Consider the following 10964-nt stretch of genomic DNA (forward strand, 5'->3'; position numbering starts at 1 on the left):
CGGCGCGTTCGGTGGCCCGGGACAGGTCCCCGGCGTCGGCCATCCCGACGCTGCCCAGGGATGTGCCCGTGGCGGGGGCGGTGACCTCATGTTCACCGCCGCCACCGCGGATCCAGCCCGCGGTGTGGATCCGGCCGTTGAAGATGCTCTCGTCGAGCAGACCCATTGTCGGCTCCTTTGCCATGACGGTCCGGGTTCTCGTGTGTGGGGGGACGTGGTGTCCGTCCGTGCGGGGGCGCTCTCCCCCGCGTTCAGTGATCTCCTTCCGTGGCGGGGGCGACGGCGCCGCCCGTGAGCAGCTCCGCCGCACGGGGCACGTCCCAGTCGCCGAGGACCCGTGCGGGGTCGTCGTCCCCGGGCGCGGGTGGGGAGGAGGGAAGGGTGGTGCGGGTGCGGCTGAACCGCGGCGCGGGTGCCGGTTCGGGATGGCCGTCGCGGTCGACGAACGTGCCCCGCGCGCGCAGGTGTTCGTGGCGCGGCGCCTCGGTCAGCGACAGCACCGGGTAGGCGCAGGCGTCGACCCCGGTGAACACCCCGGCCCACTCGTCGCGGGTGCGGGTGGCGAAGGCCCCGGCCAGCCGGGCGCGCATGACCGGCCATCGTGGACGGTCCCACTGCCCGGGCAGGTCCGGGTCGTCGGCGAGGCCGAGCCCGGCGAGCAGTTCGGCGTAGAACGGGGCCTCCAGGGCCGCCACGGCCATGTGGCCGCCGTCGGCGGTGGCGTAGACGTCGACGAACGGGGCCCCGGAGTCGATCAGGTTCGTGCCCCGCTCGTCCCGCCACGCCCCGCCCGCCAGCAGCGAGTACGGCGAGGCCATCAGGTGCGAGACCCCGTCGACGATGGCCGCGTCCACCACCTGTCCCTGCCCGGACCGGGTGGCCTCCCACAGCGCGGCGAGCACCCCGGAGACGAGGTACATCGCCCCGCCGCCGAAGTCACCGACCAGACTCAACGGGAGCTGCGGCGGCCCGCCCTCCCGGCCGATCGCGTGCAGCGCCCCGGTCAGCGCGAGGTAGTTGGGGTCGTGCCCGGCCCGCTGCGCCAGCGGGCCGTCCTGCCCCCACCCGGTCATCCGGCCGTAGATCAGCGCGGGGTTGCGTGCCCGGCAGTCGTCCGGGCCGACCCCGAGCCGTTCGGCCACCCCGGGCCGGTAGCCCTCCAGCAGCACGTCGGCGCGTTCGGCCAGGCCCAGCACGACCTCGGCGCCGCCGGGGTGCTTCAGATCCACGCCGAGCAGGCGTTTGCCGCGCTGCAGGGTGTCCCGGTGCGGGTCGACGGGCATGGTGAAACCCGCGCCCGAGCGTTCGACGCGCACCACGTCGGCTCCCTGGTCGGCCAGGAACATCGCCGCGAACGGGGCCGGGCCGAGCCCGGCCAGTTCCACCACCCGCAGGCCCGCCAGCGGTCCGGTGCGCCCGGCCGTCGGTCCGGTCGTCGGTCCGGTCGTCGGGTCCGCCATCGTCAGCGCACCACCCGGCTGGTCTTGTCCCGGGTGATGTTGCGCGCGAGGAAGTCTTCGTTCAGCTCGATGCCGAAGCCCGCGCCCTCGTTCGGGTAGAGCCTGCCGTCGGCGAACACCGGGACGTTGCGCGCGATGTCCTCGGTGACCGGCTCCCCGTCGGTGTCCCACCGGCCGTGGATGATCAGCGGCCCGAGGTTCTCGTGGGTGAACTGCGAGGCCCACTGGTCGGCGACCATCAGGTGCGCCGAGGGACTGGCCTCCAGTCCCGAGCCGATCATGCAGCCGCTCATCACCGGCAGGTCCGCCAGCCGGGCCAGGGTCAACCAGCGCTGCGCCTTGAGCAGACCGCCCGCCTTCTGCATCTTGATGAACAGCCCGTCGGCGGCACGACGGTCGATGATCTCCTTGAGGTGGTGCGGTTCCTGGGCGGACTCGTCGGCGAAGACCGGGGTGCCGATCCGGTCCCGCAGCCGGGCCAGCCCCTCGATGTCCCAATGGGGCAGCGGCTGCTCGACGCATTCGAGGTTGTAGGCGTCGAGCCTGCGCAGCGTCTTCAGGGCCTGGTCGTAGTTCCAGAACCCGTTGACGTCGACGGTCAGCCGGACGTCGTCCCCGACCGCCTCACGGACCGCACGGACCGTGGCGACGTCGTCGTCGATGGTGCCGTGCCCGGTCTTCAGCTTGATCAGGCAGAAGCCCTTCTCCAGCGCGGTGAGCGCCTCCGGCACGACCTGCTCCGGGGACCCGGCCGAGGCGACCCAGCCCTGCACCGACGCCTCGGCGCACCGGCCGCCGAGCAGCTGGTAGACGGGCGTGTCCAGGATCTTGCCCTTGAGGTCGTGCAGCGCGAAGTCGACGGTGGCCTTGGCCTGGTTGTTGTCCCGGACGAACAGGTCCATCCATCCGACGATCTTCTCGATGTCCCGTGGGTCCTGACCGATCAGAAATCGGGGCGCGATGTGCTCGCAGAGCATTCCGATGATCGATTCCTGGGTCTCCCCCCGGTACCAGGTGGAGGTGTCGCCGGAATCGGCGAAACCGACGAGACCCTCATCGGTGTGGATTTTCACCACGACGCTGTCGATTCCGGTGATGTGGGTCCCCGGCATCACGAACGGCTTGTGCAGCGGCGTGGTGACCGGGAACGCTTCGACCTTGCTGATCTTCATGAGGTGTCGACCTCCGGGAAAGGCGGGGGTGGGGGCACCGCGGAGTGCGGGTTCCGGGGAGCGCGGCGGTTCAGGGGGCGGTCGCGGAGTCGCCACCCCGGTCGAGTTCGGCGAGGATCTCCCCGGTGTGCTCGCCGAGCAGCGGTGCCCGGTGGAGGACCGCGCCGGGGGTGCGGGACAGCTTGGCGGCCACCCCGGGGACGGCGACCTCCCGGCCGGTGCCCGGCTGCTCCACCCGCGGCAGCATCTCCCGCGAGGCGAAGTGCGGGTCGGCGAAGATGTCCGCCGCGTCGTGGATGGGCCCGAGCGGGACCTTCCCGCCGAGCAGGTCGATCAGCTCGGCCACGGTGTGTGTCCGGGTGAAGGCCTCGACCTCGGCGTAGACGGCCGCGCGGTTCTCCCAGCGGGCGTGGTCGGTGGCGAACCGCGGGTCCTCGACCAGCTCGGGACGGCCCATGATCCCGCAGAGTTTGCGCCACTGCGCATTGTGCGGGGCGCCGAGCGTGACCACGCCGTCCTTCGCCCGGACGGTGTCGAACGGGGCGAAGCCCGCGAGCTGGTTGCCGCTGGGCGCGGGCACCTCGCCGGTGTGCGCGTAGGTGTTCACCACGACCTCGGACAGCGCCAGAACACTGTCCACCATCGCGACGTCGACGTACTGGCCCTGCCCGGACGTCCGGGCCTGCCAGAGCGCGGTCATCGTGCCGAACGCGGCGAACAGCGCCGGGATGGTGTCGCCGAGACCGGACCCGGCGCGGACCGGGGTGTGCTCGTCCGGGCCGGTGATGCTCATCAGCCCGCCCATCGCCTGGGCGATGATGTCGAAGGCGGGCCAGGAGGCGTAGGGACTCTCCCCGCCCCGCGCGTCGCCGAAACCGCGGATCGAGGTGTAGACGAGCCGGGGATTGCGCCGGGACAGCTCCTCGTAACTCAGGCCGAGCCGGTCCATCACCCCGGCACTGAAGTTCTCCACCAGCGCGTCGGCCCCGTCCACCAGGCGCAACAGCACCGCACGGTCGGCCCCGGTCTTGAGGTCGAGCACGATGCTGCGCTTGTTCCGGTTGGCCGACTGGAACACCCCGCCGTAGGCCCGGGTGTCGTCGTCGGCGCTGTACGGGCCGCTGGCGCGGAGCATGTCACCGCGCGGCGGTTCGACCTTGACGACGTCCGCGCCGTGGTCGGCCAGCAGGGACGTGCAGAACGGGCCAGCCAGCGCCTGGGTCAGGTCGATGATCCGCAGCCCGTCGAGGCTGCGCCGTCCGGAGGTGGTCCGCTCGGCGGGCATCAGCGGAACTCCCTGCCCAGCAGCGACCGGCCGATGACGACCTTCTGGATCTGCGGGGTGCCCTCGCCGATCTCCAGCCCGGAGACGTCACGCAGCATCGCCTGGAAGGGCAGTTCCTCGGAGTAGGCGCTGTGCCCGTGCAGGACGATGCAGTCCCGGATCGCCTTGATCGCCACGTCGGTGACCCACCACTTCACCATCGCGGCCTCCTTCGTGAAGGGCCGGTCCGCGTCGGCCAGCGACAACGCGCGGTAGGTCAGCCAGCGCGCGGCCTCCAGCGTGGTCGCGTGCTCGGCGATCGGGAAGGACACGCCCTGGTTGTGCGCCACGGCGCGGCCGAAGGCCTCGCGCTGCCGCACGTGCTCGATGCTCAGGTCGAGGGCCTTGCGGGCCACGCCGGAGGACATCAGGCCGATCACCGAGCGGGTGTAGTCGAACTCGCTCATGACCAGCCGGAACCCGTTGCCGACCCCGCCGATGACCAACTCGTCCGGCACGAACACGTCGTCCAGGAACACCCCGGCGCGGCCGAGCGGCTTCCAGCCGACGTCGTCGAAGGTCTGCATCCCGACCCCGGCGGTCGCCAGCGGAACCAGGAAGGCGGTGATCCCGCCCGCGCCGTCGCCGTCATCGGCCACGCGGCCGAAGGTGATCATCGCCTCGGCGTGCGGGGCGAAGGTGATCGAGGTCTTCTCCCCGTTCAGCACCCACCCGCCGTCGGCGCGCCGGGCGCGCATCCGCATCGCCGCCGCGTCGGAGCCACTGCCGGGTTCGGTCAGACCGAGCGCGACGACGCGCTCCCCGCGCACGATGCCGGGCACCCAGTCCTGGGCGACGTGCGCGGGCAGGAAGCGTTCCAGCAGCGGCGCGGTGAGGTTGCTGGTGTAGGCGAGCTGGGAGAGGTAGAAGTCGGCGTAGGCGAGTTCCTCGTGGGCGATGCCGAGGTGGACCTTGGTCAGCTCGTCGCCGAGGACACCCTGTCCGCCGAACTTCTCCGAGGTGCCGAGACCGAGCAACCCCTGCGCGCCCATCCGCCGGGCCGTCTCCCAGGGGAACTCGGCGCTGTGCGCACGGGCCAGGTAGCCCTCGCTGTACGGGGCGGCGAATCCGCGCACCCACCCGGCGAACTCCTCGTACTCGTCGTCGAAGAGCACGGGCGGACGGACCGTCTCCGGTGTCTCGGTCATTCGGATCTCCTTTCGGCGCATTCCCGCCGCGCGGAGCATCCGCCGGATGCGTTCGCGTGCGGTTTTTCGGCGGTTGCGGGAAACGCCGGTCGTGCCCGCATTCCACGGCGCGCGCTGTTTTTCGACTCCCGGTGCCCCCGGTAATGCGATCCGCACTTCCCGTGGTCGATGTGGGCACCGTCACCTACGGTTGATGAGTATGTCGAAAACGCCCATCCGTTGAATAGCACAGGAAAGTGCACATATTGTTCAGCCGGATCGAAGAAGCCTGCTCAGCGCAGCTCATGGGCCTCGTACTCGTCGGTGCGGGCGGCGGCGAAGCGGATGAACTCGCGGGCCACCCGGCTGAGCATGGCGTCCTGCTGCCAGGCGATGACCAGCGCCACCGGGTCCAGCGCCGGGGTGGCGACCTCGCGGGAGACGACCTCCATCCCCTCGTACGTGATCGCGGTACGCGGCCGTTGCAGCATCAGCGTCCAGCCCAGCCCGCGACCGACCAGGGCGCGGACGGTCTCGAAGTTGGAGGTCCGGTAGGAGATCCGCGGGGTGAACCCGGCCCGGCCGCACATCCGCATGGCGTGGTTCGAGCTGGGTGAGGTGTCCAGCAGCACCATGGACTCGGCGGCCAGCGCCGTGAGGTCGAGCGGCTCATCCGAGTGCGCCAGCGGATGCGCGCCGGGAAGCAGCACGGTGGGGCGGCGCTCGGTCAGCACCGCGGTGCGCCACCGCTCGGGCAGGTCCAGGTCGTAGGCGATCACGGTGTCCAGCTCGCCGCGTTCCAGCCCGCGTTGTAGCTGGTCGAGCGTCCGCTCGTGGAACTCCACGGACACACCGGGATGGCGGGTGGTGAACTCGGACAGCAGCATCGGCAGGACCGTCGGCCCGACGGTCGGGTAGCACCCGAGCGAGATCGGCCCGGTGAGCTCACCCCGGACGCCGCCGAGCTCGGACTCCAGCTCGGCCGACTGGTGCAGGATCGCGCGGGCACGGGCGAGCGCGGCCTCCCCGGTGGGCGTCAGCTGCACCCCGTGCGCCCGCCGCCGTACGCACAGCTGCGCCCGCAGCGCCTTCTCCAGTTCGGTGATCGCCATGGACACCGCGGACTGGGAGATGAACAGCCGTTCGGCGGCCCCGCTGATGGTGCCGGTCTCGGCGACCGCCACGAACGCGGACAGTTGCCGCATGGTGAACGCGGGGGGTGTGTTGTGCGGCGCCATCGTTTGAGAACCATAGTCGGCACCGCCCGGGGGCGGCCCCGCCGTCTCGCGACAACGCTCCTGGTCACAGGAACGCACGGATCCCACACGAACGGTGACGCGACGCGGCGTGCGGGTCAGGCGCCTGCCCCGCGCAGCGACCGCGTGATGCGTTCCGCGGCCCGGGTCACCACCGGGATGGCACGGTCGGCGAGGTCGGCGCGATGGGTGATGACGTTCACCGCGGCGGCCCGCTCCCCCGGGGGTGTGGCGACGGGTGCGGCGATGCCGTAGGCGCCGTCGACGACCTCGTTGTGCGTCACGAGGTGCCCGGTCTCGCGCACCTGCCGGACCCGTTCGGGCTCGCCGTCCCGGGGTGGCCCGGCGGCGAGCAGGGCGAGGCCGGCCGCACCGCGGTCCAGCGGGTCCCGATTGCCGACGTCGTAGGAGAAGCGGGGACCGGGGCCGGAGGGTTCGACGACCACGACGGCCACGGCGTGGTCGTTGTCGGCGACGACCAGGCAGGCGGTGGCATCCAGTTCGCCCGTGACCTCGTGCAGCACCGGGTGGGCGAGGTCGAGCAGCCGGGGACGGACCCGTTCGGCGAGCGTGAAGAACGCGAGCCCGGCGTGGTAGCGGTTCTGCGCGTCCCGGTTGGCGAAGTCCTGCCTGGTCAGCGCCGTCAGCAGCCGGTGGGCGATCGACCGGTGCACTTCCATCCGCTGGGCGACCTCACCGGCCGTGAGACCGCCGGGGCTCTCGGCGAGCATCCGCAGCACGAGCAGCCCGCGCTCCAGCGTCTGCGCCCCGTCGGCCCTACGCCCCTCGGCCATGCGTCCTCCCGGGAATCGCCGTGCTCCGCGCGCCGGGTTCGCCCCGGCGGTCTTGACACCGGCCGCGACACGGCCCGATAGTACCGCACAGATTCGTAACACGCTGTCTCTATAATTGCAACAGTGAGGTTGCTGTGTACTTCACCGCGCGTCGCTACCCCTTCACCCCGTTCCCCCCGTCGCCACCGGACACCGACCCCGAGAGCGTCGTGGTCGTCGGGGCGGGCCCGGTCGGGCTCGCCCTGGCGTTGGGCCTGGCCCGGCGCGGTGTCGCGGTCACCGTGCTCGAAGCCGGTGACTCGGTGTCCTACGGCAGCCGCGCGATCTGCCTGTCCCGGCACTCCCTGGAAGTGCTTGAACGCCTCGGGGTCGGCGCGGAGTTCGCCGCGCGCTCGCTGCCGTGGACGTCCGGACGCAGCTTCCACCGGGACACCGAGGTGCTGTCGTTCGAGATGCCGCACACCGACGGGGACGTGCGCGCTCCGATGGTCAACATCTCGCAGTCCGTGGCCGAGCAGATCCTGGTCGACGAGATCGACCGGACCGAGGGCTGCACCGTGCGCTGGCAGTGCCGGGTGCGCGACTGCACCGAGGACGACGGCGTGGTCACCGTGCGGGTCGACACCCCGGACGGGGAGCGCGACGTGCGCACCCGGTGGCTGGTCGCCGCGGACGGCGCCCGCAGCACCGTGCGCGAGTCACTCGGACTGTCCCTGACGGGGACGAGCTACGAGGGGCGCTACGTCATCGCCGACATCCACTGGCGCAGCCCGCTGTCCACCGAACGCCGCGTGTGGTTCGACCCGCCGAGCAACCCCGGTTCCACGATCATCTTGCACCGGCAGCCGGACGACATCTGGCGGGTGGACTACCAGCTCGGCCCGGACGACGACCCGGAGACCGAGTCCGGCGAGGAGCGCATCCGCGAGCGGATCACCCGGCATCTGGACTGGCTGGGCAACACCGAGCCGTGGACGCTGGAATGGTCCAGCCTCTACCGGGCGCACTCGCTGTCGCTGGACTCCTACGCCCACGGCCGTGTCCTGTTCGCCGGGGACGCCGCGCACCTGGTCCCGATCTTCGGCGTCCGGGGTCTGAACTCCGGACTGGAGGACGCCGACACGCTGGCCTGGATGCTGGCCCCGGTGGTCACCGGCACGGCCGATCCCGCGCTGCTGCGGACCTACGCGGCCGAGCGCCGCGACGCCTGGTGCCAGAACGTCGAACAGGCCGAGAAGAGCACGCTGTTCATGACGCCCGGCACTCCCGGATACACGATGACCCGCGATGCCGTGCTCTCGCTGGCGAACCGCCGCCCGGTGCTGCGGCACCTGATCAATCCACGCCAGTCGAGCGCCACCCACAGCCGCACCTCCCCGCTGACGGCCCCCTCGACGGCACCCTCGACGGCACCGCCGTCCGGACCGTCGACACCGGCCGCGGCCGTGGACCGGCCGGGCCCCGCACCCGGGGATCCGGTCCCGGACCGCGTCCTGGCCGCCCTGTCCCCGGACGGGCCGGTCCCGTCCAGCCTCAACGTCGAGCGCGGCCCCGATCTCACCGTGCTCGGCGTGCGCACCGAACCGGGCGCGCTCACCGGGTTCACCCGGGCACTGCGCACGCGACTCGCCCCCGCCGTGGGAGTACGCGCGCTGGTGACGTGCTCCGGGGACGGGCGCGCACCGGACACCGCCCATCCGGAGGAGCGCCTGCTCGGCCCCTCCGACGGGGACCTCGAAAGCGCCCTCGGCGCCGAGCCCGGGGAGGTGTTCGTCCTCCGTCCGGACGGCCTGCTGCTGGCGCGGTTGCCCGACCCCGGCCACCTCGGCTCCGCCGACGCCCTGGCCGACCACATCCTGCAGGGAGGAAACCGATGACCATCACGGGATCCACGCCCGAGTCCGAACGCTCCGTCCCGCACGCCGAGTCCGTCTGGCGCACCCTCAGCGAGGCGATCGACGCGGTCCCCGAGTCCGAGCGGGAGGCCTTCCTGACCCGGCTCGTCCTGCTGACCGCACTCGACCACCTCGACACCGGGGACCTCACCGCCCTCGTCGCCGAGGCACGGGAGAGCTAGCATGGCGGAGTACGCCTCGGGTCCGCCTCTGCCTCGGCATGCCACCCGGGGCACTGCGCTACTCGCCCCGGACCGCCCGCGCGGCCCAGCTACACCCGGACACCGTCCACAGAGACCTCCGCGTGTTCTTGGGGGACGCAGACGAAACCGGCGATGCGCTCGCTCTCCGGCAGCGGCGTGGGGTACGACCACACCAGGTCGGGCACCGGGGTTTCGCCCACCCGCACCGACCAGTACTCGGCCTGCCCCTTGTACGGGCAGTGGGTGACGGTGTCGCTCGGTTCCAGCAGGTCGAGGCGGACGTCCGGCTTCGGCAGGTAGTACCGGGTGGGCAGGTTGGTCTCGAACAGCAGGCGCGCGCCCCGCGTGTCCGCGACGGTGACCCCGTCGACGTCGACACGCACGTGCCGGGAACTGGGCAGGATGTCGATGCGCACGTACGGGTCGCGCGGGTGGGTGTAGATCTGTTCGTCCTCCTCGAACCAGGCATCCATCGCGCCGAAGTCGAGGCGGACGTGGTCGCGTAACAGCTCGATCGGTGACTCGGGGTACTCCGTCACCGCGTCGGTCGCCGTGTGCGCGCCGAGCCGCAGATGCCCGATCCGGCCGGTTCCCCTGGTCGGCGAGGTGCGGGTGCGGTCGGTGAATTCGAGCAGCCCGGTGCGGACGTCGTCGCGCGGCAGGTAGTAGGTCGGGAAGTACGGCACCTCCCACACCAGCAGCGGCCTGGTCGTGTCCGCGACGACGTGCCCGGCGAACACGGCGCGCACCCGTTTGTCGTGCCGCTCCACCCGGCCCCGGTTCCGGTTCCGCACGTCGCCGGAGTGGTCGGGGGCGGACGTGGTGGGTGTGGTGTGCGTGGTCATCGCGACCTCCGTCGCTCGTCGTCGTCCGCCTCCGGCTGTGGCGCATCGGCGGATCGTGCGTGCCGTCACACCATTGTCGTCATGTCCCGGGGCCGACGCACGTGGCCGGGACCACGCCCGGCGCGGGACGGTGCGCGGGCCGTGGCGACGTAGGCTCGACACATGGCCATCGAGGTGCTGCTCGTCGACGACCACGAGGTCGTGCGCCGCGGGTTGCGGGACCTGCTGGAGGACGAGTCGGACATCACCGTGGTCGCCGAGGCGGGCGGCGCGGATGAGGCACGGGCCGTGGCACTGCACGTGGAGCCCGACGTGGCGGTGGTGGACGTGCGGCTCGGCGACGGGCGCACCGACGGCGTGACGTTGTGCCGGGAACTCCGGGGCTCCGCGAGCCCGCCCGCGTGCCTGGTGCTCACCGCGTTCGACGACGAGGAGGCCATGGTCGGCGCGATCATGGCCGGGGCGTCGGGCTACCTGCTGAAGCAGGTGCGCAGCCAGGACGTCGTGCACGCGGTGCGCGAAGTCGCGGCCGGGCGGTCCCTGCTGGATCCGCTGACGACGACGCGGCTGTTGGAGAAGGTGCGCAGCCCCGCGCCGCCGGACGAGCTCGACGCGCTCAGCGACCGTGAGCGCAGCGTGCTCGAACTCATCGGCCAGGGGCTGTCCAACCGGGAGATCGCCGAGCGGCTGTTCCTCGCCGAGAAGACGGTGAAGAACTACGTCACCTCGCTGCTGTCCAAGCTCGGCCTGCGCCGCCGGACCCAGGCCGCCGCCTGGGTCGCCCGGCACCGCACCGGCACCGGCACCGGGACACAGACCTGAGCGGGGCCGGACACCAGGCCCGCCGTTACCCGTCCGTCCCGCCCCGCCCGTGCAGTGGCAGGGCGA

At 72.0% G+C, this 10964-nt stretch carries 10 protein-coding genes; 3 read left to right on the plus strand and 7 right to left on the minus strand.

Going from position 1 to position 10964, the window contains the following annotated elements:
- Positions 1-251: 251 nt before the first annotated feature.
- The 6 genes from SACHA_RS0108135 to SACHA_RS0108160 all read right to left on the minus strand — a co-directional run bounded on the left by SACHA_RS0108135 (position 252) and on the right by SACHA_RS0108160 (position 7133).
- Positions 252-1460, minus strand: coding sequence for a CaiB/BaiF CoA transferase family protein (locus SACHA_RS0108135; protein ID WP_019808692.1), 1209 nt, complete (start codon positions 1458-1460; stop codon positions 252-254).
- A gap of 2 nt (positions 1461-1462) precedes the next feature.
- Positions 1463-2632 (minus strand): mandelate racemase/muconate lactonizing enzyme family protein, encoded by a 1170-nt coding sequence (locus SACHA_RS0108140; protein WP_019808694.1) that lies wholly within the window; start codon positions 2630-2632, stop codon positions 1463-1465.
- A 70-nt stretch (positions 2633-2702) separates the two neighbouring features.
- Positions 2703-3917 carry a CaiB/BaiF CoA transferase family protein gene (locus tag SACHA_RS0108145; RefSeq protein WP_019808696.1) on the minus strand — a complete coding sequence of 405 codons (1215 nt, stop codon included), beginning with the start codon at positions 3915-3917 and terminating at the stop codon, positions 2703-2705.
- Complete coding sequence (locus SACHA_RS0108150) at positions 3917-5104, minus strand: acyl-CoA dehydrogenase family protein (RefSeq protein WP_019808698.1); 1188 nt, start codon at positions 5102-5104, stop codon at positions 3917-3919. Before SACHA_RS0108150 ends, SACHA_RS0108145 begins: the two co-directional genes overlap by 1 nt.
- Positions 5105-5376: 272 nt before the next feature.
- Entirely contained in the window at positions 5377-6321 is a 945-nt protein-coding gene (locus tag SACHA_RS0108155) for a LysR family transcriptional regulator (RefSeq protein WP_019808700.1), read from the minus strand.
- 116 nt (positions 6322-6437) lie between these two features.
- Positions 6438-7133 carry an IclR family transcriptional regulator gene (locus SACHA_RS0108160; RefSeq protein WP_019808702.1) on the minus strand — a complete coding sequence of 232 codons (696 nt, stop codon included), beginning with the start codon at positions 7131-7133 and terminating at the stop codon, positions 6438-6440.
- 134 nt (positions 7134-7267) lie between these two features.
- Here SACHA_RS0108160 and SACHA_RS21000 point away from each other — a divergent pair, with 134 nt between their 5' ends.
- Both SACHA_RS21000 and SACHA_RS23345 read left to right on the plus strand, forming a co-directional pair.
- Positions 7268-9010 (plus strand): FAD-dependent monooxygenase, encoded by a 1743-nt coding sequence (locus SACHA_RS21000; protein WP_019808704.1) that lies wholly within the window; start codon positions 7268-7270, stop codon positions 9008-9010.
- Positions 9007-9210, plus strand: a complete 204-nt coding sequence (locus SACHA_RS23345; protein ID WP_019808706.1) for a hypothetical protein — start codon at positions 9007-9009, stop codon at positions 9208-9210. Before SACHA_RS21000 ends, SACHA_RS23345 begins: the two co-directional genes overlap by 4 nt.
- An 89-nt stretch (positions 9211-9299) precedes the next feature.
- On the opposite strand, the gene SACHA_RS0108170 is transcribed toward SACHA_RS23345, so the two are convergent.
- Positions 9300-10076, minus strand: a complete 777-nt coding sequence (locus SACHA_RS0108170; protein ID WP_019808708.1) for a DUF427 domain-containing protein — start codon at positions 10074-10076, stop codon at positions 9300-9302.
- Positions 10077-10238: 162 nt separating this feature from the next.
- On the opposite strand from SACHA_RS0108170, the gene SACHA_RS0108175 reads away from it, so the two are divergent.
- The gene (locus SACHA_RS0108175) at positions 10239-10898 is read left to right on the plus strand and encodes a response regulator (RefSeq protein WP_019808711.1); all 660 of its coding nucleotides are present in this window, start codon (positions 10239-10241) and stop codon (positions 10896-10898) included.
- Positions 10899-10964 lie beyond the last annotated feature (66 nt).

Source organism: Saccharomonospora halophila 8 (assembly GCF_000383775.1).
In the GTDB taxonomy this organism is placed as follows: domain Bacteria; phylum Actinomycetota; class Actinomycetes; order Mycobacteriales; family Pseudonocardiaceae; genus Saccharomonospora; species Saccharomonospora halophila.

Bases quoted from the DNA above. Each gene is read 5' to 3' on its own strand.
- SACHA_RS0108160 (WP_019808702.1), bottom strand. From the start codon at position 7,133: ATGGCCGAGGGGCGTAGGGCCGACGGGGCGCAGACGCTGGAGCGCGGG.
- SACHA_RS0108155 (WP_019808700.1), bottom strand. From the start codon at position 6,321: ATGGCGCCGCACAACACACCCCCCGCGTTCACCATGCGGCAACTGTCC.
- SACHA_RS23345 (WP_019808706.1), top strand. From the start codon at position 9,007: ATGACCATCACGGGATCCACGCCCGAGTCCGAACGCTCCGTCCCGCAC.
- SACHA_RS0108175 (WP_019808711.1), top strand. From the start codon at position 10,239: ATGGCCATCGAGGTGCTGCTCGTCGACGACCACGAGGTCGTGCGCCGC.
- SACHA_RS0108150 (WP_019808698.1), bottom strand. From the start codon at position 5,104: ATGACCGAGACACCGGAGACGGTCCGTCCGCCCGTGCTCTTCGACGAC.
- SACHA_RS0108170 (WP_019808708.1), bottom strand. From the start codon at position 10,076: ATGACCACGCACACCACACCCACCACGTCCGCCCCCGACCACTCCGGC.
- SACHA_RS0108145 (WP_019808696.1), bottom strand. From the start codon at position 3,917: ATGCCCGCCGAGCGGACCACCTCCGGACGGCGCAGCCTCGACGGGCTG.
- SACHA_RS0108135 (WP_019808692.1), bottom strand. From the start codon at position 1,460: ATGGCGGACCCGACGACCGGACCGACGACCGGACCGACGGCCGGGCGC.
- SACHA_RS0108140 (WP_019808694.1), bottom strand. From the start codon at position 2,632: ATGAAGATCAGCAAGGTCGAAGCGTTCCCGGTCACCACGCCGCTGCAC.